30 protein-coding genes and 1 tRNA gene are annotated in these 26,017 nt (G+C 33.8%); 13 read left to right on the forward strand and 18 right to left on the reverse strand.

The annotated features are described in order from the left end of the window. Positions 1 to 14 precede the first annotated feature (14 nt). The gene (locus ABD006_RS17655; RefSeq protein WP_343844021.1) at positions 15 to 599 is read left to right on the forward strand and encodes a CGNR zinc finger domain-containing protein; all 585 of its coding nucleotides are present in this window, start codon (positions 15 to 17) and stop codon (positions 597 to 599) included. A 937-nt stretch (positions 600 to 1,536) separates the two neighbouring features. On the opposite strand, the gene ABD006_RS17660 is transcribed toward ABD006_RS17655, so the two are convergent. Genes ABD006_RS17660 through ABD006_RS17670 form a run of 3 tightly spaced genes read right to left on the reverse strand, consistent with a single transcriptional unit; the run spans position 1,537 to position 2,439 of the window. After that, the gene (locus tag ABD006_RS17660) at positions 1,537 to 1,764 is read right to left on the reverse strand and encodes a hypothetical protein (protein ID WP_343844023.1); all 228 of its coding nucleotides are present in this window, start codon (positions 1,762 to 1,764) and stop codon (positions 1,537 to 1,539) included. A gap of 21 nt (positions 1,765 to 1,785) precedes the next feature. Beyond that, entirely contained in the window at positions 1,786 to 2,211 is a 426-nt protein-coding gene (locus tag ABD006_RS17665) for a sigma-70 family RNA polymerase sigma factor (RefSeq protein WP_343844024.1), read from the reverse strand. A gap of 24 nt (positions 2,212 to 2,235) precedes the next feature. Beyond that, entirely contained in the window at positions 2,236 to 2,439 is a 204-nt protein-coding gene (locus tag ABD006_RS17670) for a hypothetical protein (protein ID WP_343844027.1), read from the reverse strand. Between the two features lie 354 nt (positions 2,440 to 2,793). Here ABD006_RS17670 and ABD006_RS17675 point away from each other — a divergent pair, with 354 nt between their 5' ends. From ABD006_RS17675 to ABD006_RS17705, 7 genes are all read left to right on the forward strand, one after another. After that, on the forward strand, positions 2,794 to 3,531 hold the full coding sequence (locus ABD006_RS17675; RefSeq protein WP_343844030.1) for a hypothetical protein: 738 nt from the start codon (positions 2,794 to 2,796) through the stop codon (positions 3,529 to 3,531). A 518-nt stretch (positions 3,532 to 4,049) separates the two neighbouring features. Continuing rightward, a tRNA-Cys gene (locus ABD006_RS17680) sits at positions 4,050 to 4,121 on the forward strand. Positions 4,122 to 4,620: 499 nt separating this feature from the next. Further along, positions 4,621 to 5,115 (forward strand): sigma-70 family RNA polymerase sigma factor, encoded by a 495-nt coding sequence (locus ABD006_RS17685; protein ID WP_343844033.1) that lies wholly within the window; start codon positions 4,621 to 4,623, stop codon positions 5,113 to 5,115. Next, a complete protein-coding gene (locus tag ABD006_RS17690) occupies positions 5,112 to 6,206 on the forward strand; it encodes an anti-sigma factor (protein ID WP_343844035.1) in 1,095 nt (364 codons plus the stop codon). The genes ABD006_RS17685 and ABD006_RS17690 overlap by 4 nt, the downstream gene beginning before the upstream one ends. After that, the gene (locus ABD006_RS17695; protein ID WP_343844036.1) at positions 6,194 to 6,517 is read left to right on the forward strand and encodes a hypothetical protein; all 324 of its coding nucleotides are present in this window, start codon (positions 6,194 to 6,196) and stop codon (positions 6,515 to 6,517) included. Before ABD006_RS17690 ends, ABD006_RS17695 begins: the two co-directional genes overlap by 13 nt. A 208-nt stretch (positions 6,518 to 6,725) precedes the next feature. Next, positions 6,726 to 6,992: a hypothetical protein gene (locus ABD006_RS17700; protein WP_343844039.1), complete on the forward strand. Its 267-nt coding sequence runs from the start codon at positions 6,726 to 6,728 to the stop codon at positions 6,990 to 6,992. A gap of 155 nt (positions 6,993 to 7,147) precedes the next feature. After that, entirely contained in the window at positions 7,148 to 7,429 is a 282-nt protein-coding gene (locus tag ABD006_RS17705) for a hypothetical protein (protein ID WP_343844042.1), read from the forward strand. A gap of 436 nt (positions 7,430 to 7,865) precedes the next feature. On the opposite strand, the gene ABD006_RS17710 is transcribed toward ABD006_RS17705, so the two are convergent. The 4 genes from ABD006_RS17710 to ABD006_RS17725 all read right to left on the reverse strand — a co-directional run bounded on the left by ABD006_RS17710 (position 7,866) and on the right by ABD006_RS17725 (position 11,299). Beyond that, positions 7,866 to 8,075: a hypothetical protein gene (locus tag ABD006_RS17710; protein ID WP_343844045.1), complete on the reverse strand. Its 210-nt coding sequence runs from the start codon at positions 8,073 to 8,075 to the stop codon at positions 7,866 to 7,868. 235 nt (positions 8,076 to 8,310) lie between these two features. Next, on the reverse strand, positions 8,311 to 9,084 hold the full coding sequence (istB, locus tag ABD006_RS17715; RefSeq protein ID WP_343844048.1) for an IS21-like element helper ATPase IstB: 774 nt from the start codon (positions 9,082 to 9,084) through the stop codon (positions 8,311 to 8,313). Between the two features lie 2 nt (positions 9,085 to 9,086). Next, positions 9,087 to 10,625 (reverse strand): IS21 family transposase, encoded by a 1,539-nt coding sequence (gene istA, locus ABD006_RS17720; protein ID WP_343844050.1) that lies wholly within the window; start codon positions 10,623 to 10,625, stop codon positions 9,087 to 9,089. 146 nt (positions 10,626 to 10,771) lie between these two features. Continuing rightward, positions 10,772 to 11,299 (reverse strand): sigma-70 RNA polymerase sigma factor region 4 domain-containing protein, encoded by a 528-nt coding sequence (locus tag ABD006_RS17725; protein ID WP_343844053.1) that lies wholly within the window; start codon positions 11,297 to 11,299, stop codon positions 10,772 to 10,774. 159 nt (positions 11,300 to 11,458) lie between these two features. On the opposite strand from ABD006_RS17725, the gene ABD006_RS17730 reads away from it, so the two are divergent. The 3 genes from ABD006_RS17730 (at position 11,459) to ABD006_RS17740 (ending at position 13,347) form a co-directional block, all read left to right on the forward strand. Next, positions 11,459 to 12,376: a S8 family peptidase gene (locus ABD006_RS17730; protein ID WP_343844056.1), complete on the forward strand. Its 918-nt coding sequence runs from the start codon at positions 11,459 to 11,461 to the stop codon at positions 12,374 to 12,376. Between the two features lie 331 nt (positions 12,377 to 12,707). After that, positions 12,708 to 12,959, forward strand: coding sequence for a glutaredoxin family protein (locus ABD006_RS17735; protein WP_343844060.1), 252 nt, complete (start codon positions 12,708 to 12,710; stop codon positions 12,957 to 12,959). A 31-nt stretch (positions 12,960 to 12,990) separates the two neighbouring features. Beyond that, positions 12,991 to 13,347 (forward strand): hypothetical protein, encoded by a 357-nt coding sequence (locus tag ABD006_RS17740; protein ID WP_343844063.1) that lies wholly within the window; start codon positions 12,991 to 12,993, stop codon positions 13,345 to 13,347. 119 nt (positions 13,348 to 13,466) lie between these two features. Here the strand turns inward: ABD006_RS17740 and istB (ABD006_RS17745) are convergent, their stop codons facing one another. Continuing rightward, positions 13,467 to 14,210 (reverse strand): IS21-like element helper ATPase IstB, encoded by a 744-nt coding sequence (gene istB / locus ABD006_RS17745; protein ID WP_343844066.1) that lies wholly within the window; start codon positions 14,208 to 14,210, stop codon positions 13,467 to 13,469. Then, on the reverse strand, positions 14,197 to 15,762 hold the full coding sequence (gene istA / locus ABD006_RS17750) for an IS21 family transposase (RefSeq protein WP_343844068.1): 1,566 nt from the start codon (positions 15,760 to 15,762) through the stop codon (positions 14,197 to 14,199). The genes istB (ABD006_RS17745) and istA (ABD006_RS17750) overlap by 14 nt, the downstream gene beginning before the upstream one ends. A gap of 148 nt (positions 15,763 to 15,910) precedes the next feature. Between istA (ABD006_RS17750) and ABD006_RS17755 the strand changes: the two genes are divergently transcribed. Next, the gene (locus ABD006_RS17755) at positions 15,911 to 16,378 is read left to right on the forward strand and encodes a phospholipase A2 family protein (RefSeq protein ID WP_343844070.1); all 468 of its coding nucleotides are present in this window, start codon (positions 15,911 to 15,913) and stop codon (positions 16,376 to 16,378) included. An 18-nt stretch (positions 16,379 to 16,396) separates the two neighbouring features. Next, positions 16,397 to 16,570 carry a hypothetical protein gene (locus ABD006_RS17760; protein WP_343844072.1) on the forward strand — a complete coding sequence of 58 codons (174 nt, stop codon included), beginning with the start codon at positions 16,397 to 16,399 and terminating at the stop codon, positions 16,568 to 16,570. Positions 16,571 to 16,775: 205 nt separating this feature from the next. On the opposite strand, the gene ABD006_RS17765 is transcribed toward ABD006_RS17760, so the two are convergent. The 9 genes from ABD006_RS17765 to ABD006_RS17805 all read right to left on the reverse strand — a co-directional run. After that, complete coding sequence (locus ABD006_RS17765; RefSeq protein WP_343844074.1) at positions 16,776 to 17,027, reverse strand: hypothetical protein; 252 nt, start codon at positions 17,025 to 17,027, stop codon at positions 16,776 to 16,778. Positions 17,028 to 17,268: 241 nt separating this feature from the next. Continuing rightward, positions 17,269 to 17,718, reverse strand: a complete 450-nt coding sequence (locus ABD006_RS17770; RefSeq protein WP_343844076.1) for a hypothetical protein — start codon at positions 17,716 to 17,718, stop codon at positions 17,269 to 17,271. Beyond that, entirely contained in the window at positions 17,719 to 18,456 is a 738-nt protein-coding gene (locus ABD006_RS17775) for a permease prefix domain 1-containing protein (protein WP_343844078.1), read from the reverse strand. It lies immediately after the preceding gene. After that, positions 18,443 to 18,793 carry a PadR family transcriptional regulator gene (locus tag ABD006_RS17780; RefSeq protein ID WP_343844080.1) on the reverse strand — a complete coding sequence of 117 codons (351 nt, stop codon included), beginning with the start codon at positions 18,791 to 18,793 and terminating at the stop codon, positions 18,443 to 18,445. Before ABD006_RS17780 ends, ABD006_RS17775 begins: the two co-directional genes overlap by 14 nt. A gap of 538 nt (positions 18,794 to 19,331) precedes the next feature. Next, positions 19,332 to 21,044: a hypothetical protein gene (locus ABD006_RS17785; RefSeq protein WP_343844082.1), complete on the reverse strand. Its 1,713-nt coding sequence runs from the start codon at positions 21,042 to 21,044 to the stop codon at positions 19,332 to 19,334. Positions 21,045 to 21,529: 485 nt separating this feature from the next. Further along, positions 21,530 to 22,429, reverse strand: coding sequence for an S-4TM family putative pore-forming effector (locus ABD006_RS17790; protein WP_343844084.1), 900 nt, complete (start codon positions 22,427 to 22,429; stop codon positions 21,530 to 21,532). Between the two features lie 111 nt (positions 22,430 to 22,540). After that, complete coding sequence (locus ABD006_RS17795) at positions 22,541 to 23,539, reverse strand: SMODS domain-containing nucleotidyltransferase (RefSeq protein ID WP_343844086.1); 999 nt, start codon at positions 23,537 to 23,539, stop codon at positions 22,541 to 22,543. Between the two features lie 635 nt (positions 23,540 to 24,174). Continuing rightward, complete coding sequence (gene istB, locus ABD006_RS17800; protein ID WP_343844088.1) at positions 24,175 to 24,894, reverse strand: IS21-like element helper ATPase IstB; 720 nt, start codon at positions 24,892 to 24,894, stop codon at positions 24,175 to 24,177. Next, positions 24,894 to 26,017: Mu transposase domain-containing protein (locus ABD006_RS17805; RefSeq protein WP_343844090.1), on the reverse strand; the 1,124-nt coding region annotated here is incomplete at its 5' end. The genes ABD006_RS17805 and istB (ABD006_RS17800), both read right to left, overlap by 1 nt.

The following is a 26,017-nucleotide window of genomic DNA, read 5'->3' on the forward strand; positions in this document are numbered from 1 at the left end:
AGGGAGTCGTTTTGATGGGAAGTAATACAAAATTTCCACTTTTCTCTGGTCATCTATCATTAGATCTAGTAAATACTGAAGTAGTACGGAATGGGACCCGTATTGACTTACTTACTTCGCCCGAAGATTTGATTACGTGGATCCACACCATGGACAAGAAAGGTATTTTATCGCACAAACAAATTTCAGGAAACATGGAAGAATGGGCTATTGATGCTTTACCGTTGATTAAAAACATTCGCTTGTCCTTACGAAAGGTATATGAAGGTTTCGCGGATGGAAAAAAACCTAAAGAAAATTGGATTAATAATCTAGAATCCCTAATTGAAAAAGCTCCATTTACTTACCAATTAGAAGAAAATGTTTTGATAGCAAAACCGATTGGTAAGCCAGAAGATGCTCTGATTGCACTATTAGCTTATGATGCTATAAAGCTTTTTGCTGAAAATAAATTATCCAACATGCATCGTTGTGCAAATCCGGATTGTGTTCTATTATTTATGGATACAAGAGGAAGGCGAAAATGGTGTTCAATGAAAATATGTGGTAATCGAAAAAAAGTTACCCGCCATCAAAAACGTAAAAACTTACAAGAGTAACCTCATTTAAAGTCAAATGGTATTTTCAAATAGAAATGGTATGAGTAAAAGAAAGGATTGTCGATAAGGACAATCTTTTCTTGCCAACGTATAGAATTTCTTTCAAATCTGTATATCTTAATATCTATATAACCTACTTCGCATATATTAAAAACGTCAGCTACATAAGAATGTAGAACTTACTGTAAAATACTCAAAGTTAAATAAGTAGTTTTACTCAACAATCTGCCCCCAAGTAGAAATCGATCACTTATAAATAAAAAACTATTCCCTTTAAGTACATTCTGTCACAAAAGAAGTTTTTTATTAGTCTACTACGTAATACAAGAGTTAGTTTGTCCCGTTTGCGAGACTGACCTTATTGAAAATCAATCAAATTTTTAAAACATTTTTGATTCTCAAAAATACGTTTTATATCTTTTATACCAGAAGGATTGAAGTGGTAAACAGTCTGTCATTCTTTGGTACATTTTTTTTATCATTTGCTGGTAAATGCCATGTCAGAGGTGGTACATTTCAATGGCTGTAATCAAAGGTCGTCCTTAAAATTCACTTTAGTACTAGTACTTTATCAAACTAATAAGTTATACACACACCAAACCATAATGGGTTTGGTGTGTGATAATATTAAAAATAAAATAAAAATAAATAACGCCCAAAGATACTTGGTAAAGTGACTTAGGGTATACATAATACTCCACAGAGACTTTGAAGTTAAATAACTGAATTCTAATGTTATTTTTGCCAAGTGTTAACCAGCCACTCGTCTCATTTTAAATATCTAAAATGAATGACTTATTTTGGTTATCGGCAAAAATCGTAAAAAAACAGCGTGAAAGAAGTTGTAATATCTCTCACACTGTTTCTATCCTTCATTTATTTTTCTATAATAAAGCATCAAATTTTCCCTCAAACAATCTGTTTCAAATTTCTCGGATTAAATTGCCTGGACAAAATCCCAAAAACCTGGGCTGTCTTTTCGTTCAAACAACCGAATTTTTTCAATGATTTTTATTATTATCTCCTGTTCCAGATCTTCGCGTTCTTGATATGCCGTGTTCCTAATGCTACTTTTTATTCTCGGGGTTAATTCCTCAATTACTTGCTTAACTTCCTCATTTTTCAAGTAATCCCCAGAGTTTTGCATCCGGCATTCGGAAGACATTCTATCACCCTTTCTATTATTTCATGTTTCTCTTTTTCCACTATTTTTCGACTCTAAACCTAAATGTTTGCGAAGTTTTTTAAGTGCTTGTTGATGGAGTTTCGATATGTTCTGAGGTGATTCATTATATAAATGGGCAATTTCCTTATTAGAAAGGTTGTCTACATAAAAGTGTTTGAGTACTGATCTTTGTTTTTCTGTTAGTGTATCGATTGCATTGTATAGCGCTGAGGATGTAACGAAATCTTTTAAATCCTGCGCATTATGCTTTACAAATAATTCCTCAAAATCAGGATGTTCCATCGTTAATAGGCTTCCAACTGTCTCACCATCTTCTTCATCGCATAATGGCTTGTCAACAATCAAAGGAAACCGTTCACTTAGCTTTCGGCGCTTTTTATCATAGTCAATAGATTGGTAACGAATTAAGGTGATTAAATATTTCATCATCCTGGCTTTCTGATAATATTGCTAAAATACCTCGTCAAGTTTATTACAATTTAGATCTGTTGGAAATTCGATAGCATTATTAAGAAGTTCTATATTGGTTGGTTCATCTAAAAAAGCCTTCATTACTGGTTCATCTAAGACTTTGTGGATCTGCCGACTAATATCACTATTTACATGGTCATAGGAGTTCCTTACTGTTCTACTAGCTTCTTTTTTAGTTTTCAAAACAATCCCTCCTATATTTTAAAGTGAAATGAATATCGCTTTTATCAACTATATTAAGATTTTTTGAAATTTTTGTCAGAATGTCGTGAAGTGGTTGATAAAAGTAGTATCTATTTCACTGTTATTAGTAACACGATCCATAAGGAGGTGTCTTCAAATGAAAAAAATTTATCCAAGTGGTTGACAAGCAGGAAAACGAATTCACTTTACAATATAAGAAAGCAGAAAGGAGGTAGAAATAAAGTACAATTGATTACGGTTGATTTTTCATCAAGGCTGAGTTTTTCAAGTTGTCAAGGAAGTCGATTCAAACGTTTAACTTTAATAAATTAAAGCTTATAAGGAGGAACATTAATGGATAAGTCTAAAAGCAGATTCATGACTCTGCAACAAGCAAAGAATATTGCAGGTGATCTGAAGCAAAGTGATCTAGTGAAGGACAGGATTGGTGAAAGCAGTTCGGTATCACCAACGGTTGCTGTTACCGAACTGGTTGTAGATGGAGAGTTATACTTCAAGTTAGTAACAGCGTATTACTATGTTAATGAAGAATTACAGTTGCTAGTAGCAGAAGCAAAGGACCATAATAACAATACTGTTGAATTTACAGAAAAGATTTGGGAATATGATCGTAAAAGTGATTTGTATAATCATAAAAAATATGTCAACAATGAGCTAACTGTTCGAGACCTTCTAGAAGGAGGTTATGGGAAACCAAACGAGATTGCAGAATTTGAAGACGCAAAACGTTTTGAGGGAAATATAGAACCACTAGATAACGATACCGCTGCGGGGGCTTGCGTTTTTGAGGACCCTCCATTTGGTGTAGAGCCTTGTTGCTTATTCGGAGGAGTTCAATACAACTATTGTGGTAAGTATTGTGGTGTTGGTCATGATGCCGGCGGTGGTGGTGCTGTAAACGCATGCGATGTTTGTTGCTACTTCCATGATACTTGTCTAATTGAAAATTCGGATCCTTGTCCTTGCCATGCAAACCTGCTCGATTGCTATGGACGTAACTCTTGCCCAGGTGATACAACAATGGGTCTCGGAATCAGAGTTCAGGCCACACTTGATGGATGTTATTTTTAATAAAAACAGTTTAGTTTAGATTTGATATAATTACTTAGGTCAGAAAGCTCTCTTCGCTTTCTGGCCTTTCAAAGATTAGTTAATACAGGTTAAATTAAGCCATTTGAGACATCATTAAGAGAAAACCTATTACCAATCCGCTACCAATAGATAGTATTGTTCTATTTTCCTTCCGAAACGAAAAACAATTGTAAAATTAAAGTCCTATGATGGTGATTATATTTTATTCTGTGTTTTTACATATAGCAACCAAACCAAATACGATAGATAATGCCAAAAAGAAGTATACCAATGAAACTATAATCGCAAAGTTAATTCTAATGGAACCGGATATAGCTCCGAAGATTTCAGCGTTAGCATTAGCAGTAGGTTCATGTCCTTACATCATATAAGTTCAGACCTATGAACATCTAGTAGTAGTAGTGGGGAGTTCTTATATCTCCTCATAATCCTTTTATGTAGGCGTTAAAAAGACACACTATTTTGGAGTAAAAAATTCACCGAATATTTTTTATTGTGGTGGTGTAGCCAAGTGGTTAAGGCAGAGGTCTGCAAAACCTTTATCCTCGGTTCGAATCCGAGTACCACCTTAAAAACTAATATTGACATGCTATTTAATATATGGCGTTAATATCGATATGAAAAGGCTGAACGTAACCACGGTTCGGCCTTTTATAGTGAATCAAAATTATATATGTATAAGTTATTCCAGATATTACAAATGTACATAAGAGAACAACTATCCCTATTTAATCTTACTAGCAAACTTCTGAATACTTAAACAACTTCTTTCGTCAATATCAAAATATTTTTTATATTTTCAGCATTGGAAAATAATATTCATCTACATGTATTCTTTTTGTTTAATACTAATAAAAAATAAAGAAGATAGAGGTTAGTTATCAAATTTTTAATAAAAATAAGTATTAGAACAGCTGTGATAATACATTGAATGAAAGAAAAAAATAATGATATTTAGAAACACCGGGTACCCAAAAATTATCAACAAAACTGGAATTCTACATTTGTGATAAAGACTGCAACTTTTAATGACCTAAAACCGTTGTATATATGAAAGGGGGAGAATGATTGGATATCCAACAACTGTATAAACTTTATATCCATGATGTGTATAGATATACTCTCTCTCTTTGCAAGGATAGAAGTTTAGCAGAAGATTTAACCCAAGATACGTTTATGAAAGCCTATCAAGCGTTAGATAAAAGCCCACCAAAAGCGTTAAAGTCTTGGCTCATTAAAATCGCTTACCATACCTTTATTGACTATACGAGGCGAAGTAAAAAGGTAAGTTACGAAGAACCAGAATACTTTACTGGATATTCATCTGGTGATTCAGTCGAAGAGGTATTTCAAAAAAATGTTGAGAAGGAAGAGTTATATAACAAATTAGATCAATTAAAGCCAATGCAGAAAAAGGCAATTGTCATGTGTGATTTAGAAGGGTTTTCCTATAAAGAAGCAGCTTCAATCCTTTCTATAAAAGAAAACACATTAAAAACCCATATTTTCCGTGGGAGAGGTAAACTTAGGCAGCTCTACAAGAAAGGGAGTGTTGAGGAATGAGCGAGGAATGGAAACAAAAGTTACAAAAGTATTATGGTGGGCACCTCTCGGATGAAGAAGCAGAAGAAATTGAAAGGGATTTGGAAAAGTTAGATGCCTATCAAGAATTAATATCAGAAGAGCTTGGCTCTGAAAAAGACGTTCAAGATGAAGATCTTCCACCTGAGAAAGTAAATAAAATTTTAAAAAACAGTATTCGCAATGCTAGGTTTTCATCCGTAGCGTATGTAATCATGATTATTTTACTGATTTATCCTATTATGACGATGGCTAGTTATATATACTATGGCTGGGGTGGCAAGGCAGAAGACCTCATTTATGTGGCGATTGAAACGGTCTATGTCACAGAACCAAATGTAAGCTTAGAAGAAATGCAAATTAAGGAGAATGTTGGGTTATTTACGTTAGATGTCAATATGGATTTATACAAAAGAGTAGGTAAAGAGGACATCAAACTAGGCGACTGGAAAGTTACTTACGAAATGGATAAAGCAGAATTAATAAAAAGAAACTACATTTCTGAAAATGCACCAATGGAAATCCCTTATTACGATACAAAAAAGCTTTATCACCCAAAAGCTGAAATAACTAACAAAGATCCTGATGCGTGGGATTCCCTAGAGAAGCTTCCTGAAGGTACAGTTGCTGAAGTATATGTATCATTAAACGAGTTAAAAAAGCCAGAGGATATGATTGGGGTTACGGAAGGTCTTGATGTGGAATGGCGTTGGTATGCTATTGATACAGGTCTGGAAGCATCAGGTAAAAGTTTAGAAGGTGGATATTTAACACCTATCGGGTATCCTGCTCAACCTGATCCAGATGGATGGTCACCATACCACAATAGAAAGCCAAATGATCAACAGTTTATGGAAAGTCTCCGCTTTCTCGAAAAATATGAACAACAAGCTGTGGATATTGCACATGCCAAATGGTTAGACCTTGACCATCGTATAGAATACATTGAAGATCATGGGCTTAAGTCTTATGGTGGTGTAATCACTGGTCCTACAAAAGAGATTTTAAAATTAAGGAATAGTGAATCGATTCGGACCATTCATATTGGGGAGGTGCGCTTATGGAATTGGTAAAACGATTAGAAGAAAAAAGAAAAAAACCTAAGCTAAGAGAAACAAGGTTAGGGATATTTTCCTTTATATGTGCACTATTGTCATTAGCCTACATGAATGTCTATTTGATTACGCTCGGCGGTTTAGATGGGCTTTCAAATTTCTTTTTCCAATTTACACCAACAATTGGTGTTGTTTTAGCTTTAGTGAGTTTTACAAGGTTTAACTACAAAAAAACATTTACTTGGTGGGCTTTAGGTTTGTTTCTATTTATGTTAGTTTGTGTTTTTGTAATTGGCTTTTTTGAATTTACCATTTATCCAAAACCTTAACCAAAATAGGGTAAACATTCACTACTTTACTAAAGTGGTAGCAGCTATGTTTAAGACGCAAATTTGTGGAAAATTGAAAAAAAGATGATGTCATTCTATGTTAGAGTAACGATGTAATTAGATTTTTCCACAACTAGAGGGCAAGAATTTCGAAGGAACTTCAAGAATTATGGATAAATATGAACTGTTGAATTTAGGAGGATGTTAAATGACTAAGAAATTATGGAAAAGCTATACTTTCTTGATATTAAGTATGCTGGTAACACTAACACTTATCGAATTTTTCTTTATTGGGTTTGGTTCTGATAATCAATCATTGTTAAAGTTTATGTATTATCAAATCTTTGTATTAGGGATAGCTTCTTTAATAATGGGGTTTTGGAGTTTCATATCTAAATTAGCATTGCAAGTATCAACTGTTATTGCTTCAGTCTTAACAGTAGCAAATATTTCACTATTTTTATTCTTTTTTTAACTTTTGCGCTGTTGAAAGTGATTGTGCGTATTTTATAAAATAAAAAGTTTAACAATATAGTCTTGGATATGGCTAATGAAAGAGTTGTAGCAAATTTCATTGGCTACTTTTAAACAATACGGTCCGATAATAAAAATATTTCAGGGGTGACTAAAATGAGAGAATTCTCTTGGTTAAGTTACTGGTCTTTATTATTAAGTATATTTCCAATACCATTTTTATTTGCAATGATGTATGCCCTAATAAGAATTCATCCTTATCTCGGTTTTTTTCTTATTTCGTTGTCCATAATTCTATCTTTGGTTTTTGGGTTTATAGCTATTTTTAAAGATACGGAAAAAAATGCACTTGCAGTTATGGCAATTATCATCTCATTTGGGAGTGGGGTATTTTTCGCATTTCTCTTAATGATGGCCCAAATGGGTACAACTGGGTAATTGCCCAGATTGTTCAGGATAAACTATTCAACTAAAGGGCAGTTACTTTAATAAGCTCCATGATTAAAAGATCTTCAATATACACCATTTATATAATGGCAGTATGTTGAAGGTCTTTTGATATAACGGAAAAAAATCTTTAACAATTAACCAATTAACTCCATGTGAAGAAGAGGTTTTTCCTTTCTCATTATTAACTTATACCCATCTACGATTGGTTCGTTTGCGACACCAAGTTATAATGTTGCAATCGCATTAGATAGAAGTCATGTAAATATGTATTACCCTGTTGGTAAAGGATAAGGCTTATAACCAATAAACAAAAAAAACCGAGTGAAGTTTATTTTCCTCACACGGTTTTTTTATCCTGTACCTATTTTATTGTTATTGTAAAAGACTCTATTTCTCACTAAACAACTGCTCCTACTTTCCCGTATTAAATTGCTTGGACAAACTCCCAAAAACCGGGGCTATCATTACGTTCAAATAGCCTAATTTTTTCAATAATTTTTATTATAATCTCCTGTTCTAAATCTTCGCGTTCTTGAAATGCCGTGTTTCTAATGCTACTTTTTATTCTTGGGGTTAATTCCTCAATTACTTGTTCAACTTTTTCATTTTCCAGCCGATCCCCAGAAGATTGCACTCGGCACGCGGAAGACATTCTATCACCCTTTCTATTATTTTATGTTTCTCTTTTCCCACTATTTTCAGCTTCTAAACCTAGATTCCCACGAAGTTTATTTAATGCTTGTTGGTGAACTTTCGATATGTTTTGAGGGGATTCATCAAAGAGGTCAGCAATTTCCTTGTTAGAAAGGTGTAACCGTCAAGTAGAAATAAACAATTTTTCACAAATAACTTTAAACAGGTTTTCACAATTAAGACTCAACAGGTGATGCATCAAAAATAGCCTTGCGATACTTCATCCGTATGCTATCTGCCTCCTCATCAAACGTTAGGACCTCACTACGGTGCAATAATCTGTCGAGAATGGCGGTGGTGAGAGTGGGATCACCAAGAAATTTTCCCCACTCACCAGGTCCTTTGTTAGAAGTTAGAATAAAAGCTGCTTTATCATATAAATCATATACAAACTGGAAAAATAAATGAGCTTCTTCGGCATCATAGGTCATATACATCACATCATCAATAATGACGAGATCAGAAGAGACAATGCGTTTATATTTTGTCTTGGATTTACTGATATAGTCTTTTGTCTTCAGTATGTACATTAACTGGCTCATTGAGGTAAAGGATACCTGGTATCCACGTTCTACGGCATGTATACCTAGAGCTACGGACAAGTGTGTCTTGCCCGCGCCAGTTGGCCCCATCATGATTAAAGTGAAATGCTCATCTATCCAATGAAGTTCCTGTAAAACGTGAAGTTGCTTTTCTCCAATCGCATTTTGCTCCTTTAAATCATACATTTCAAAGGTAAGATGCTCCGGGAAATCTGCCCATTTCATCATCTTTTCCATGTTCTTTTGCTCTCTGCACCTGATTTCATAACTTAATACTTCATGAATCAACTCGTGGTACGTCCAATTTTTAGCCTCGGCGTTTCTCAATATTTCCGGCAGTTTCTTTGCCGTCTCGGCGAGACGGAGGGTTCGGCACTTTTCCTGTAAGTGGTCATAAACCTGTTCCATTTTCACTTCCCTCCTGATAAAACTTCAAGATAAACATCTGTTGATCGTTCCGGTGCAACTATGGATTTGTATTTTTCATTTGGTTGCACGTTTTGCGGAGAAGACCGCAGCCGTTTTTCTTTCTCAATGGCTAAGGACTTGATCACATCTCGATAGTCATTCGCGCTTGTCATATTCATTTGCTTAATCTTCTCAATTGCTTCCTCGGCCTCTTTTGGATAGCTTTTTATGGAATGCTGAATTACTTTAAGCTGATCTACTAAGTGCCGCGGATAACGATCCTTTAACACACCAATAAACCATTTAATAGATGTCTTGTCAGGAAAATAATCTTCAATCTCATGAATTAATAAGTCTCTTTTTCCCGTATTCTTATTACGGTGTTCTGGATCCGTTATTATTTTTCCTTTCTTAGGGGATATTTCATGTTGAGCTATAATTTTCCCAGCTTCTTTAAATCGTATATACAGGCACCCCTCTTTTTCTATGACGTATACTTTATTCTCAGAACCGGACCGGTAGGTACCTTTCGGGACACTATAGCGGTTGCCACCATATCGAATGATATTGTTCTTATCAACAGTTCTTGTTATACTTGGCTTATGAATATTATCGAAAAGATAATAGGTATTTGAGATCTGACGTAAGTGCGGCTTTTCCAGGGCGTGCACCTCGACGGGTCTCTTTTTTATATTGTGATGGACTTTATAGTTCCCTGTGCGTGTTAGCCAGGCGAGACAGGAAGCATTCCAGTCATCAATATTATGAAAGGTACGATGGTTGCTGAAGTTGTTTTTGACGAATTTGACAACTTGTTCGACTTTTCCTTTCGATTCCGGATCACTTTTCTTACATAAGTAAATGCGGAATTGCCTGGCCTGGTGGTATTTCGTGAATTCTGCCGTCATAATTAGATCACCGGCATTTTCGTTTACTGCCAAAAGGGCATCTTGGTCGTAGACCATTTCTTGTGGTATTCCCCCAAAATATTGGAATGCATTTTCATGCATATGAATGACATCGGTTGTTCGAAATGGTCGGTCCAGCCATTCTACATATTTGTATCTCGAATGCGATAATATGAAAGCGATGAAATATAAGCGATGCTTAACCTTCTGGCTGCCTTCCACAACCGTCTGGCCGAAATCAACCTGGGCTTGAAGTCCCATCGGTAATTCCGGGACTGCACTGTAAATTCGCTGAGTCTTCACTTTGGGAATGTAATACTTATCACGTAATTCATTCACATAATTCCTTACTGTATTCTCACTCACACCTTTCACTTCTAATTTCTCTTCTAGCCAGTCATGAATTTGAGCTGCTGTTAAATCAGGGTGTTCTTGCAGCCATGCTATTATATGTGCTTGGTAAGGATCTAACTTTTTCCCTCTAACCCTTAGCGAATTTACAAATTCCTCAAATTCATCAGGATTCATTCTCAAATAATCTATCACCCTATTTCTGGATATCCCTAACTTCTTCGCAATCTTACTCTTTGAAAAGCCCTCCGAGTATAAACGATGAATTTCAACATAAGACATGTATTTCTCCACTCCTGGATCCCCACTTTCAATAAACTAACTCTAGTATATTGAAAGAAGGGGGAAATTTGGAATAACTGTTTAATCTGACTTGTGAAATTCTGTTGATTCTTATTTGTGGAAAACTGTTGAGTCTAGTTTATCGTTTACAAAAGGTTATCCACATAAAATAATTTAATCACTGATCTTTGTTTTTCCGTTAATACGTCTATCGCATAGTATAGCATTGTTGATGTAACGTAATCTCCTAAATCATGTGCATTGTGATTTACGTACATTTCCTCGAAATTGGGATGTTCCACAGCTAATAGGCTTCCGAGAGTCTCGCCTTCTTCTTCATCACCCAATGGCTTGTCAACAATCAATGGAAAGCGTTCGCTTAATTTTCGGTGCTTTTTATCATAGTCAATAGAGTAGATACGAATTAAAGTGATTAAATATTTCATCATCCTTGCTTTTTGGTAATAGTACCTAAACGCCTCATCAAGTTCATTACAATTTAACTCTGTCGGAAATTCGATAACGTTGTTAAGAAGCTTTACATTGTCTGGTTCCTCTAAAAACGCTTTCATTATTGGTTCTTCTAAAACCTTTTGGATTTGCTCACCGAGTTCACTATATACCTCGTCATAGGAGTTCCTTACCGTTCTACTAGAACTATTCTCAGTTTTCACAAACTATCCCTCCTATATTCTAAAGTGAAATAAATAGGGTTTTTATCAACTATAACAACATTTTTTCGAAATTTTTGTCAGAATGCCGCGAAGTGGTTGATAAAAATAGTTTCTATTTCACTTTGTTTAGTAACGGTAATTCATAAGGAGGTATTTCAAATGAAAAAAATATTTTTATTACCCACGGAGTTTGATGAGATTGTAAAAGAACCCGAAAAAATCCCATATGGAGTGAAAACGATCGACGCACCACAAGTATGGGGAGAAACAAACGGAGGGGCTGGAAATGTTGTTGCTGTTATTGATTCAGGCTGCCAAGTAGACCATCCAGATTTAAGAGGCAATATAATTGGTGGCTACAATTTCACGAATGACGATCAGGGAGACACTAGTAACTATTATGACTATGCAGGTCATGGGACACATGTTGCTGGTACTATTGGGGCTATTGATAATGAAACAGGAGTTGTTGGAGTTGCTCCAAACGTGAATCTCTTAATATTAAAGGTTGTTGATAAAAATGGTGTTGGTTCTTATGAGAACTTAATTAACGCAATAGAGTATGCTACTAACTGGCGTGGTCCCATGGGTGAGAAAGTATCAGCTATGAATATTTCTCTTGGAGGTCCGGAAGATGATCCAAATTTATATTCTGCTATTTTAAAAGCATTAAGGAAAGGAATCATTACGGTTGCTGCGGCAGGTAACTATGGTGATAACAGAGCGACAACTGATGAAATTTTATATCCTGCGGCATATAAAGAAGTCATTCAAGTTGGAGCTGTTGATCCAAATTTAGCTATTGGCCCTTTCTCTAATTCAAATATAGAGGTTGACTTCGTAGCACCAGGTAGCAATATTTTATCAACATTCCCAATTAGTACTTATGCTAGATTAACGGGAACCTCAATGGCGGCACCACATGTTACTGGGGCTGTAGCGCTATTATATAACGCTTTTAATGCCTGTGATCAATCTAAAATACCTGGTAAAGTTTTTGACTATTTATCAAGGCATGCTAGGCCGTTGGGATTCCGTAGTACGTTAGAAGGCAACGGATTAGTTCAATTGAGTTAAATAGTTTTCCTATTATTTATTAAATTACTTATTACAAAAGGAAGGTGGGAATATGGAAACCCAGGAAAAGTTGTATAAATGTTTTATAGAAGCTCGTTGTTGCCAACTCTTTTATGCAAGTTGTATAGATGAAACTTGTACAGAGGAAGAACGATCCTTTTTTCAAGAACTAGCTATACAATCTACGTGTCAGGTAAATGCAATAAATGATTTCATAAGTGAAAAATATAACCATTCATTTTTACCTAAGTATAAAAGTTGGAAATTTATATTAAATGGTTGATAGACATCGTTAAAGAATCACTTTATATAACAAGATAGCAGATAGGAGGTGTTCAAAATCAGCGGAGATGTGACTGTCTATACTAATCCGAATTGTGGTTTTTGTCACAAGCAAATTAACTGGATGAAAAACAATGGTATAGAGTTCAACGAAAAAAACATTAAAGAGAATGAACAATACCGTTCTGAATTTTTTAATCTAGGTGGTCGGGGAACGCCTTTTTCAATCATTAAAACTGATTCTGGATATGAACATATCCGAGGATTTAATATTCAAATGTTAACTGATTTGCTTCTTTAGAAATTATTTAAAAAAAGAAAGGAGATGTCTTATGTTTACAGCAGGTAAAAGGTTGAATAGTGCAGAAGCTCAAGAACTGAATTTTGAACTGAAGAACAAAATGGGAGAAACATTGGATAATATTCTAGAAGCATCTAAAAATTATGTCGAATTTGATGCAAACAAATCTTTAGAAGAAAGGGGTGTTAAGGTATTTAACATCTCTGAAAAAGATATGAATAAAGATGTAATCAATTTTCAACAATTGGATGCTAAAGGCAAAGGTCTCCTTATAAAGTACAATGAGCGATTCCAAGTAGAACTCGCCGAGATTATAAATTCTAACACTCAAGACTCCAACTTAATTATCTTTGTCAACCTTGTAAAGAACAAAAATGGAAGAATGTGAAGAAAGACAGAGGTTAGATCCACCTTTGCCATCTTTTTGACCCACTTCGGACAAGAAATTGATCCACTCGTGCCATAAGTGAGCCACTATCAAATCTGATAGTGGCGTGAGTAAATGAATTATTGATGTAATCCGTTGCGCTGTCTCATGGACATCTTCCCATCAATAAATATATTATAAGAGTCATGTACAATCCGGTCGAGAATGGCATCTGCGAGTGTATCTTCGCCAATCTTCTCATGCCATCCCCGTGGGTCGAACTGCGAACAGAAAATGGTGGAGGCTTCTTGATGGCGTGCTTCTACTATTTCAAGAAGATCTCGGGACTCCGTTTCATTTAACGGAGTTAATAGCCATTCATCTAAAATAAGTAAATTAACTTTCTTGTATTTTTTCATTACCTTTCTGTAAGTACCTTCACCTCTAGCGATCGTCAATTCATCTAATAAATCCGGTAATCTAATATACTTCACTTTATAGAATTGCCGGCATGCAGCTATCCCGAAAGCGCATGCTAAATATGTTTTTCCATTACCTGAAGCTCCCATTAAAATAATGTTGTGATGCTCTTCAATGTAATTTCCCGTTGCCAGTCTTAGAATCTGAGTTTTATCCAGTTTTCGGTCAGGATGATATTCTATATTCTCAATGCAAGCCTGTGTATCACGTAATTCAGCCGACTTAATTAGACGGTCAAGCTTGCTATTTTGTCTTCGGGACCATTCAATATCCACGAGTAAACCAAACCTATCTTCAAAAGATAATTCCTGATATTCAGGGTTCCTTAGTTGCTCTCTGAATGTTTCCGCCATCGCATTCATTCTCATCTCATTTAACTTCGTTAATGTATTATCTGTTGTCATTATTATTTCCTCCATAGTATTCCGCACCACGGGTGAATCCATAATTGTTGCTGCTGTTTTGTGTGCTGGTTCGTTTGGTTTTATTTTCTACTGGCAATTTGTCTTGTCCTGTTTTTAAGATTGTTTGTATGCTCTTCAGCTTAGGCCTTGGTGTATAAGACATAACTCTTTCACAAGCTGTTTCGATTCGCTCAATGGAGTATTTGTCGGCAAGTTTCATCAGGCCGTATGTGGATTTTAAGCCTTGCTTTTCATTTGAGTAAGATTCCAGAATCCTTTCAACTGTCAATAAAGTGGCTGGACCAGCGGTCTCTCCCCACTTAAGAATGGACTCTCTATCAAACTCTACGTACTTTCTATGATCTCTGGGCATATGGTCAGGCAAGGAACTATTCTCTCCTTTTTGACCAATAATCCTCTTATGCGATGCTATCCTTATATTTTTATAAAATATCTCGATTATATTTCTAGTCACTCGAATGTCTACGGTACATTTGATATAATCATAGGGAACAGAATAATAATTGTTATCTATATCAATGTGATAGTTGTATGGAACAATCGTTGTTGTCCAACCTGCTATCTCATATGGCGAATTAGGCAGGGGTAATAAGGCAAACTTTTCTTCTTCTAAGAATGCTTCCTGCCTACTTCCACTTTTTTTCTGGAATGGCTTAGTGTTCACTTCTTTCAGCTTGTCTTTAATTGCGTTGTTTAGCTCGGAAAGAGAAAAGAACTTTTCATTCCGGAGAGAGGCGATAATCCATGTTGATATATGCCCAACATTCCCTTCTACACTTGCCTTGTCTTTGGGGTGCCGCACCCGTGCCGGAATAATCGTTGTGTGATAATGTTCCGCCATTTCCTGATAACTAAGATTGATAACTGGGTCAGTTTTAGACGACTTGGTTACCCCAGTCTTTAAATTATCTGGTGTAACGATTCTCGTTACTCCCCCATAAAATTCAAAAGCATGAATATGGGCTGTAATCCAACTCTCCACATTCATGGACAAAAAACCTTCCACGTACGCATACTGACTACATGGCAACGCAGAGACAAAGATATAAACAGGGATTTCTTCTCCTGTTAAATTATTTGTAAGGTGCATTGTTTGTCCTGCCCAGTCTACTTCCATTTGTTCTCCAGGTTTTCTCTTAATCCGCATTGTTGCCTTAGTCTTCCTTGCATAATCATTGTAAAATCTACAGAACTGGCGATAGCTGTACGGAACTTCGTTACTCGCCCTGCATTTTAAAGAATACTCGTCCCATAATAGAGAGAGTGTTACCCCTGACTTAGCCAGCTCTTTGTGAATATAATCTCCATCAGGCCTCCTGCGATGGTCGGAAGGGGATTGTTTCTCAGGAAATAAAAGCATTTGAAGATCTACATCGGTCAAGTCCTTCTCAAAGGGCCACTCGACACCTTTCTCCCCCGCCCTCCGAATCACTTCCCTAACGGTGTTCCGGGAGTGTCCACAGCTTGCTGCTATCCCCCTTTGTGTGACTTCCTGCGCGTGAAGTCTTAGAATTTCTCGATACTTTACCACACAAAAACCTCCTATATAATAAGATTGCACCAATGTGCCTCTTTATTATATAGGAGGGTGGGTCAGTTATGTCCTTAATGGATCAGTTTTATGGCAGAGGTGGATCAAAAAGATGGCATAACTGGGTCAATTCAATGGCTGTAATCAAATGTTCAAACAAAAAATGAAATATGTTAATGGTAAATTGATTTATTCTAATGACTTCCCGTATCAAGGTGAAGAGCTGCCTTTCTTACATGAAATGTATGAATCAAATATTTCCGATGATGTTATCTCCACACAAGCAATAGATGTTCCTTGTTTGGAAGATGGCGGTGGAGAATGTTGTGCTTTTGAAAAATATGCATTAAATATTATGCCTACAGTATATTATGAACACTGTGGAGAAAATTGCGGTGTTCGTGGAGATGATGGTGGTGGACCACCCGTTAATGAACTAGATGAATGTTGTGCCCAACATGATGCATGTTACTACACTTTTGGAGCAGATGACTGCGAATGTGACCAACAGTTAATTGATTGTGCACAAACAACAGATGATGCAGGTGCTGATCGCCTTGCTTTAGCAATAGATTATAAAATGGCACAAAACGATTGTCCGCAAGCAACTTATTAATAAAGGAGTTGAGCTAAAATGAGTAAAAAGTTTAATGAATCGGAACAAAATATAACAATTCAAAGTCTTTTGTGTGTACAGGCAAGAGATTGCTGCGGTTATTACAATCAAGAATGTTGGGGACAAGAAGACCCCTTCACAGGTGAAATCACATGTGTAGATCCTTACTTTTGCCAAATTCCAAACGCTTAAAAACCAAAAAAGTCACAGCATAAATTGTGTATAAAACGCTCAGATATCATTCATATCTGAGCGTTTTTCAATGTATTATTTTTTTAGCTATTTGCATAACTTAATTCAACAAAAGCAATTTTTTCTAATAAACCTAACCAAATAAAAGCCCAAGAAATACCATAGGAGCTTTGCAAATTGGTTATGGATTAAATATACACTTACTTTAATGTGTTAGAAAAAGGTAGAATAATATTAATTCAATAAACAATAAAATAACAAAACTTTTTACAGTTTTAAGTTTTATTTGTAAGAGATAGGTTATTAACCAAACCACCATTACAGAAATCGGGAACACATAAACACCTTCAAGTTCTCCAGATGAAAAAGCTAATATTCCCCACGTGAAAAACAGACTAAAGCCAATACTGATAATTCCCAACAAAATATTTATAATGTGTATTGTTTTTGTACTCATTAAAACACCACCTAAAATAATTATAACATCGATAATTCAACATTTCTTCCAATTACTTTTTAAAAGGGTAATCTTAATTGGCTTATTCAAGAATCGCACCCTTTAGTCGTATCCATTTGTCTTATAGTATATTATAGTATTTGAGTTTTATAATTTTCCGCCTCATTTCAGGTACTTGTTTTATAATGTGCATTGCTTTTGTACTCATTAAAAATAGCCCAATAAAAAAATCATTAACTATTCATCTCAACTCGTTAGTGCTATTACGTTTTTTACCAAAGATAAGTGAAACATGGTAGAAAATTAAAGATGCTAATAGTCCCAAAGTCATAAAATTGAGCAAGCTATTGGTTATTAAATATGCTTCACCTTCTGAAATAGTAAGAACCATTAAAAAGATAAAGGCTACTACAACTCCAAAGATTCCATATATAATAAATTCTGTTAAATATCGTTTCCATTTAGAATCAAAAGTTTTTTGCCCTACTAGTTTATCGATTAAATATGAACTTGAAATCCCACCTATCAAATAAACAGGAAGAGAATACATGGCAAAAATCATCGCTGTTGACCATAAAGGACTGTAATAGACATTTGGTTCTCGCTCAGAAACGGGAACATGGTTCAAATAAGCCATTAAGAAACTAAATAAAATCGTTGATAATAAGGCAATTATAATTTTTTTAATCATCTATAAAACCTCCTTTATGTACTTTTTAATATAAGAATTAAGCAATAGCCAAACAATAATGAGTACTCCAAACACAATGAATAAAGCAAAAGGAATTAAGTATATCCAAAAGCTTTTCTGTTCATTTTGCTGCATTTGGACGAACCATTTATCGTTCAGTTTATAACCTCTAGTAATTACATCTTCAGAATTTGCAGGTTCCATTCCTAAATAAGTATATTCAGCGTCTTGTACGTTCACTGGAAAAACTTCTTCCATTCCTTCTTCAGAATAATAAACTGAAAGGTGTATGATCTCTGATTCACCATTAAATGAGCTAATTTGATTTTGTATCTGAACTTTTTCTTTTGCCGATAATTCGGAATCCTCATTGATGTGTTTGGCAACACTTTCCGAAAGTTCTTTACGTTCCTTACTTGCATCGGGCGTTGTTATTGCAGCCCATGAAAGAGCAATAATCCCGATAATAAATACACCGATAGAAAAACGCAATAATTTCTTCGCAAAAAGCCTTTGACTTTTAAAGAACTCCATTAATCCATTGGAGAGTTGCGTTTGATCCCCAAATCTATCGATTGCCATTTTAACAGCTTCTTTTTCCGATTTACCTTCTACTTTTAGTTCTTCAACAATTTCTAACAAGTGAGACCGCATTTCTTCTTTTAAATCTTTTATTTCTCCCTCACTTCCATCAAAGTCACGATAAACACTATCTATATATTGGTTAATTTTCTTCATGATTTTCTCCCCCTTCCAAAAATGAATCGATAATTTTTTTAACAAATTGCCATTCCGAACGCTTTATTTCAAAACCTTCCTCACCTAGTTTAGTAAGTTTATAATATTTTCTTCTTCCTCCTGGTCCTTGTTCATCACCCCAATACGATTCAATCCATTTATTCTTTTCTAATCTCTTTAAGGATAGATAAAGCGTGCCTTCCTTTATCTCAAATTGATTATCACTTTTATCGCGAACGTATTTTGCTAACTCATAGCCATACATGTCTCTGCTATGCAAAAGAGATAGGATTAACGTATCAATATGACCTTTTAACACTTCTTTGTTTATTTCCAATGTTTATCACCACCTACTATATTATCTATTATATCTACATTACTATATAATACAAGGTATTCATTTAAAAAAATATTGGAAATAATAAAAGTTTCAAACTTGGCAGATTTCCTTTCTTCAATTATTCTGCCCGTTAGTTTTAATGAATTACTTCACAATCCAAATGTATGATTTCAAATATTTCTATAAATTCGGTTTACACTAAACTGTTTATTTAAGAAACTCCTTTCAATCATTTACTTAATGCTCGTTTTTATCAAACTTTATTCCAAAGCTACATGAATGGCATGCGTAATAAATTCAGTACATATATCACGTTCACTTAATTTCTCCTTGTTTACAAGAATCACTCTCTCATTTATGTCTATTATAATTTTATTTATGGAATAAACATTATGATATTGTCGTTATATTCGAATTCTTTTTATGTATAATTTCACTAAATACTTATAGAGCAATAGTGATAAATGCAAAAGCACTCTGTTATCCTCCTCCAACATCTTAAAAGACCTAAAATACTCTCCTATAAATATTCCCCTTAACCAATCAATATCATTCTATGAATACTCAAAGGACAGCGTTTTAATAGACTATGTATAACAATATATATACATTTAATTTGCTGATAAAATTTATCCTTTAAAACATTTAGACCTTGGAAATTTTCACTATTTATTAGTAAAGCGTTAGTATTTTCGTCAATTTTATTAATGCTAGATATAACTTTTCTTCTTAAATTTTCATTTTCTATCAGTTTAGTGTCAAGGACTAATTGATTGTTTGATTCTAAATCACTTATGTTTTTAATAGGTGTGTTATATTCTTGTTTAAATTCTTTAATTATACTTTCTTCTTTAAGAATTTCTCCATAAATTTCATTAGGAACCTTGTCTAATGAAATTAAGAAGTTTGTACTTAATATTTTTTTCTTCATCTTAAAAAGATTTTTTTGAAAAGATTCAATGGCATCAAGGAAATCGATAATTTGATCAACTACATTATTAAATGCCTTGCCAATTATTACAGTTGTATTATCTTGATTAGCGTGAAATATATGGTCTAAATCAGAGAATATGATGTTTTTAATATACTTCTCTTTTTCTTTAGTTAAAAACCCTTTTAAATCCTGATGTATAAAATAATCTGAGTCATTGCCAACATAGAATTTATTAAGGTTTTCATCCAATTTGTATACTAAATTCATCAACTGGTCATCTTTAAGTGCCTCTTTTCTTTTTTCATTATTACTTCCCAAAGTTTTAAATTTATCATGTTTAACTAATTCACTAAGGTACTTGTCCTTTTTTATATATAACTTAGATATACCCTTTAATTGACCATTTTGAATTTTATTATAATTACCCTCAAGGTTATTAAATATTAATGACTTCTTTTTATCATTTTTATATAAATAGACATCACAGTCTTCCTCGTAATTAAATACTTCATTTAAAATTGCCTTATATATATTATCTTTTGGCGTGGATTTTTTGGATAAATTAAAAATTACTCTATATACATCATCTATTTTCTCAATGCGTTGAAACTCATAATGTTTTACTTGACCTGACTTATTATTGTTATGAGTAAATTCTTCTCCTTCTGAACTTGACTCAAATCGATATTCTATTACTTTATTATCAATATTAAATTTTACATTGTTAAACCCTTCTGCTGTCTTAATATAAATATTTCCTTTGTTTTTCCAATGAAATAACTTATCCGAACCATCATAATCTGAATCATATTGTATTTTATAATCTGAAACAATTTTGCTATTATAACCAAAATCCCCATTATTATAGTAGTTCTCAAAAAAGTTAAGTATGTAATTATAAATTTTATCTTCTAACTCACTTTCGATTCTAGAACTATTGCTGTTTTTTAATGTTTCAAGTGCTTCCAAAATCTCTTTTTTATTTTCGGGGTTTTTATAATTAACAAATTGTACAATCCTTTGATAATTTGAAGGAACATCTTTTATTAAATCCTGTTCGTCAGGCCCACCTTTTTCATTTACAAAATTCTCCACAATAAACTGTTGAGAAGCCATTTGATCATTAGTGATTTCACTTAAAGTTTTTTCTATAGTTTTCCTTAAACTATCTTCTTCATCACTTTCTATAAATCTATCTATCTCTTTTTGTTTTAATTTCAACAATTTAAATACACCAAAATCTAAATCATTTTCATTATAGTGAAACATTTCTTTCAGATGAAATTTTAATTTTTCAAAGGAATTTGTAGCCATCTTATAATCCTCCTGATCTTACTTATTATTTGCTTATAATTTTAACATATAAAAACCTAAACACCTTTTATTGTTTATTTATCAGTTACAAATTTGAATATAGAACTAATTTTAGTAGTTTTAAATATTTCTCTGTCCTTTAAAAATATACATCGTTACATATCTTTGTTTTCCTATTTTTTTGTTTTATTTCTATGCAATCTTTTTACTTCCCTATTAGACCAAAAAATAAGAGTGCTGGGGAAAGGAGAAAGTCCAACACTCTTCGTATAAATTATAATTATAAAGATAGAAAATTGGTTCATAAACTTTGTACTTTGAAATTTGGCTTCCTAAGCACGTCAAATACACGCTGGTAATTTATCTTATCTTTTATATCATTTAGGTATTCTCCTACTCGAATAACTTAAAGTATTCCTCACACTTACAAATCAATTTATCACCTTTTATAGGTTGAAACTTAACGCTGAAGCAATAAAATTACTTCAACCTGTCTCTTCTCTTAGTTTTTCTTTCAAATCAGAAATAAATTCGTTTGAATGTTTTTGAAAGTACTTTCTTCGGAGATTATAAAATTTATTTGGAATGGGTGCAAACTTGCACCTTCGTTCATAAATACATGATTGAATTTCTTTTGCCTTATTAATAATATTATCGTTATTATACAAATGTATGTTTTCGTATATTTCAATTAAACTTTTATTAATATCTTCGCCTTCTTTAATATTTTTATAATTTTTATAAATGTAACCAAGTCTATCGATTAGTAAAGTTAAAAGAGGGTAAAGACTACTTATAAGAACAACTATGCTCGTAGTTCTATATATAATCAAATATATTATTATTAATAAAGCAAACAACAGTATATTAATTCGTTGAAATTCTCTTCGTAGATTTAATTCCCATTCACAGTTTTCAATCTGACACAATATAATTGCTCTATTACGGGGAACACCTTCAACATTTGAATACCAGTCTTTCACCCCCCCATCCTCTCCATTATGTGTTACTTCAAATTCATATTCATTGGTGTACTTATTTTTTAATTGAATGGCTAATTTATGTAATTCTGTCGTTTTTATTTTAGGTGAAAATAAATCGAAACCAAATAATGTTCTATCAACTATTTCTTGAATATTGGCAGCATTATTTAATTTATTACTTTCTCTTATAGATAAAATAATAAATGACATTAGCCATAACACGTAGAATAACTTAAAATAAATATTGTTTTGAATAAAACTGATTGCACCTAAAATGTAGAAGAATAAACTAACACAAAAGAATATCGACAATATGCCTTTTGATCTAGAATACAGTTTTCTTTGTGCAAATAGGTATAAAAGTAATTCACTAGTATTTTGTTTTTTATTAATATTATTCATAATCTGTTTAGTAATTTTCTTCTACTCCTTTCTGTATCTACTTAGTTTATTTTCACGAACTGTTCTACTAAATGAAACCAGCCTGTTTATCTCTAGCCATATATAATTCAATTAACCATATTTAGGGAACTCACTTCCTAAGATTTCACCCCATTTTTTTATTGATTTCTCATGATCTTTGTTTTCAGTTTCTTCTTTCACTGCTTCACATGCCTTATCATAATCATTGTTGGCTCTATTAGATATTTTTAATTTTTCATCATAAGTAAGCGTATTTAAATCTCCCTGTATTTCCTTAGGATCATATATCGGGTTCCAAATATTATTGCTAATAAACAATAATAGATCCTTAAATCTTAGATCAATATAATCGCTAGTTTCATCACGGATATCATAATATTCTAATAATAAACATTCTAACGCATATGAAGGAACCGATGGCATCGTAGGTCTCACATTCCAATATTTAACTAGCCTTATGGTATCTAGTAATTTTCCACTGTGTTTTTGATTTAACGAGGTTACTCGTACTCTGTCTTTTCGTGGATCAGTCTTCTGCCAATTGCCTTTACCATCTGGGATTAAATAGTAACTTCTATCGTACGAATCAGTTTTGGTCATAAAGCAAGGGACTATATCAAAATTCCATTCATATGATTTTAGTTGTAAAGTTGCAGCGGCTTCATTTTTATGAGTTTCAGCATGCTTATAATCATTAATATTTTTAAGTCCAGTAATAAACTTATTTATAACCTTCGTCGAATTGAGGACATTACTATTGTTATTGCAACAATTATATTGAGGAGAATTACTATCATGCACGTATATTTTAACTTCATTTAGATTTTCATAATAAGAACTACCATCAGCATTTATTCCTATCATATTATCGATATCGTTTAGAGGTCTTATCTTTGTTCTCCTAGCAAAAGAACCAAATGAAATGTCAATATCACTGTATAAGTTAAAAAAATTACTATCAGAATTTAACCCATGAATATTATCAATTAAATTATCACGACTTTTTCTTGCTCTTTTTGTCTTATTGGGATCTAAATTCACATTTTTACCCATGAACTCATTAAATGCACCATTTACTGTAGTAGCCATATATATCCCCCTTTTAGATTCGTTATCCACAAAATATAATGCTGTTTGGGTTGGTGACATGATTGAAATGTGTTTCACGTTAACGGTTGTGGTTTGAACTGATTGGGGTTAGTCTAATCTCTATCCAAAGACAGAGTAACGTGCTTGGTATTCATGGTGGGACTATTCCGTTGTTGTTGAAGGGTTACCCTTCCTTAATATGGAATATCCACGAATCTATTGTATCACAACAACCTTTTTATACGTAACAAACTACGAACAAACTTTCTTGTCCAACAGTTAAATTATCAAAATAATGAAGAGAGGATCTATCCTCCCTTATTTGAATCAGTTATGTCCTTACGCTTAAAGAAATACTTTTACAAATACTAAAAACATAATCCCAAGGATTAAAGTAAGTAATACAACATGAGCAGCCCTAAGAACACATAGCAATAACCTTTGTCTTTTTGTCATTAGTAAATTCTCCCTTCTATAAGAATAGATTGTATGCCCTGACCTTCTTGGGAACATTACTTCTCCAAAAAAGAAATGCACACAGAGGCAGAGATTATCTGTCTGTGTGCTATTTGTATTTGGCAAGTAAAAAATGTATGAAATGGCATTTAAAAATGTATGCCACTTGCCATCCCTGATTATTGCTGAAGTAAAGACTCTTTGTAACGAAAGCTTTCACCATTAAATACAAGTAAATGTGAGTGATGAATGAGGCGATCTATGACTGCCTCCGTTAATATTGGATCTCCAAAAACATGGTTCCATTGACCAAATTGAAGGTTTGTCGTTATAACTAAGCTTTTGGTTTCGTAACACATGGAGATCACTTGAAATACCAATTCTGCACCCTCTTTATGAAGAGGAATATAACCTAATTCATCCAAGACAAGTAGGTCCAATTTTTCTATTTGTTTCATTAGTTTAGGGAGGGAACCTTTTTGGTTCGCCTCAATTAACTTATTCGCTAGAGATGCCACCGTAAAGAACTTCACTTTACTGCCAAAGCTATGTATGGCATTCAAGCTAAGTAATGTTGCCAAATAGGTCTTTCCTGTTCCAACACCACCATATAGAATGAGATTTTCCTTTTGATGGATAAAATGCCCTTCAAGTATCTCTTCCCGACTAATCCCTTGAGGGATTTGGATATGTTCCCATTGAAATGGCTGATTTCCGGTCTTTGGCAGTTGTGCCTGATTTAATAATAAATTGATTTTTCTCTCTTCTCTATTCTGCACTTCTTGTTCGAATAACTTTAAGAGATACTCCTGGTGATTTTCTGCTTCTACTTCATGAAAATGTTCTCGTATCCAACTTAACTTTAAGCGTTTCGCATAGGCTTCGATCTTGTCCTTCATTATGATTCACCCCTTTCTTGAAGAAGAGAATCATAATGGGATAACCCTCTTGTTGCTGCTGGCATTTGCGGTACTGAAATATTAGGCTCGATCGTATCATAAGTATTGTCTTGATGAAGAAGAGAATAAAAACAATGCTTAATTTGATCAGCACTTGGATGTCCATGTGAAGAGGCCATCGTTAAAGCTTCATTCAACAATGAAAAGTCATTATTCTTCAGAAGACTTCCTAGTAAGCGTAAGGTACTCTTCTGTTCTTCCTCCGTACAATTCCTTAAATAATCAGACCATACAAATGGAAATTGGTTATAAAGACTCGAATATTTGATAGCTCTCGGTCGTTTAGATAATAAATCTAAATATGGTTGCCAGATCATTGATTTCCGTTTCACACCATATAGTCGATCGTGTTTGACAATGACATCGTTATCTTCATTCAAAATAGTAACTTCATTATAAGTAATGGATACTCTTACTTTTTGCTTTGCAAATCTAGGAGTAGTAGAATATTGTTTTTTGTCTATAGTTACGATGCCATACTTGTCTGCTTTTACTTCTTGATAACGAGCACATTCAAATTTCTTTTCAGGCAACATTAGCCAGTTGGCTTGATCTTCTTCATATAATTTAGATTGAAAAACCTGTTTATCATAATGTAGACGCTCACGGTCTTCTTCGGCTAAGGCCCATAATGTTTCGTTAAAATGGTCGAGATCTACAATCGTATTCTCTGGTAAGAGAAAGTTATTTCTCACATATTTAATCATGGCTTCGACATGCCCTTTTTCATTGCCCTTTCCAGGGTTACAAAATTCATATTGAAAGCCATAATGTAAAACAAATCTCTCAAACGTATCGGTTAGTTCACGTTCTCCTTTAGAAAAGATTTTCTTCACGGCTGGTGAAAAATTATCAAAACGAATAGTTTGGGGGACCCCACCCATATGATGAAACATCCGTTGTAACCCCTCTAGTAAACACTCTGTATTTTCCGAAGGAAATATTTGAAAATAAAAACCATTACAATTCGGAAAAGACATAACTAGATATGGAAGGTCAATCACCTCGGACATATACTTAAAAGGTGCTGTTCCAAAGTCAACCTGAGCCGTACCAGGAATCG

The sequence above is a fragment of the Salinibacillus aidingensis genome (assembly GCF_039522525.1).
In the GTDB taxonomy this organism is placed as follows: domain Bacteria; phylum Bacillota; class Bacilli; order Bacillales; family Alkalibacillaceae; genus Salinibacillus; species Salinibacillus aidingensis.

Bases quoted from the DNA above. Each gene is read 5' to 3' on its own strand.
- ABD006_RS17730 (WP_343844056.1), top strand. From the start codon at position 11,459: ATGAAAAAAATATTTTTATTACCCACGGAGTTTGATGAGATTGTAAAA.
- ABD006_RS17775 (WP_343844078.1), bottom strand. From the start codon at position 18,456: ATGAAGAAAATTAACCAATATATAGATAGTGTTTATCGTGACTTTGAT.
- ABD006_RS17700 (WP_343844039.1), top strand. From the start codon at position 6,726: ATGACTAAGAAATTATGGAAAAGCTATACTTTCTTGATATTAAGTATG.
- ABD006_RS17705 (WP_343844042.1), top strand. From the start codon at position 7,148: ATGAGAGAATTCTCTTGGTTAAGTTACTGGTCTTTATTATTAAGTATA.
- ABD006_RS17660 (WP_343844023.1), bottom strand. From the start codon at position 1,764: ATGTCTTCCGAATGCCGGATGCAAAACTCTGGGGATTACTTGAAAAAT.
- ABD006_RS17790 (WP_343844084.1), bottom strand. From the start codon at position 22,429: ATGAATAATATTAATAAAAAACAAAATACTAGTGAATTACTTTTATAC.
- ABD006_RS17760 (WP_343844072.1), top strand. From the start codon at position 16,397: ATGAGTAAAAAGTTTAATGAATCGGAACAAAATATAACAATTCAAAGT.
- ABD006_RS17665 (WP_343844024.1), bottom strand. From the start codon at position 2,211: ATGAAATATTTAATCACCTTAATTCGTTACCAATCTATTGACTATGAT.
- ABD006_RS17770 (WP_343844076.1), bottom strand. From the start codon at position 17,718: ATGATTAAAAAAATTATAATTGCCTTATTATCAACGATTTTATTTAGT.
- ABD006_RS17690 (WP_343844035.1), top strand. From the start codon at position 5,112: ATGAGCGAGGAATGGAAACAAAAGTTACAAAAGTATTATGGTGGGCAC.
- ABD006_RS17695 (WP_343844036.1), top strand. From the start codon at position 6,194: ATGGAATTGGTAAAACGATTAGAAGAAAAAAGAAAAAAACCTAAGCTA.
- ABD006_RS17795 (WP_343844086.1), bottom strand. From the start codon at position 23,539: ATGGCTACTACAGTAAATGGTGCATTTAATGAGTTCATGGGTAAAAAT.
- ABD006_RS17655 (WP_343844021.1), top strand. From the start codon at position 15: ATGGGAAGTAATACAAAATTTCCACTTTTCTCTGGTCATCTATCATTA.
- ABD006_RS17765 (WP_343844074.1), bottom strand. From the start codon at position 17,027: ATGAGTACAAAAACAATACACATTATAAATATTTTGTTGGGAATTATC.
- ABD006_RS17785 (WP_343844082.1), bottom strand. From the start codon at position 21,044: ATGGCTACAAATTCCTTTGAAAAATTAAAATTTCATCTGAAAGAAATG.
- istB (WP_343844088.1), bottom strand. From the start codon at position 24,894: ATGAAGGACAAGATCGAAGCCTATGCGAAACGCTTAAAGTTAAGTTGG.
- ABD006_RS17675 (WP_343844030.1), top strand. From the start codon at position 2,794: ATGGATAAGTCTAAAAGCAGATTCATGACTCTGCAACAAGCAAAGAAT.
- ABD006_RS17740 (WP_343844063.1), top strand. From the start codon at position 12,991: ATGTTTACAGCAGGTAAAAGGTTGAATAGTGCAGAAGCTCAAGAACTG.
- istA (WP_343844050.1), bottom strand. From the start codon at position 10,625: ATGTCTTATGTTGAAATTCATCGTTTATACTCGGAGGGCTTTTCAAAG.
- istB (WP_343844066.1), bottom strand. From the start codon at position 14,210: ATGACAACAGATAATACATTAACGAAGTTAAATGAGATGAGAATGAAT.
- istB (WP_343844048.1), bottom strand. From the start codon at position 9,084: ATGGAACAGGTTTATGACCACTTACAGGAAAAGTGCCGAACCCTCCGT.
- ABD006_RS17755 (WP_343844070.1), top strand. From the start codon at position 15,911: ATGTTCAAACAAAAAATGAAATATGTTAATGGTAAATTGATTTATTCT.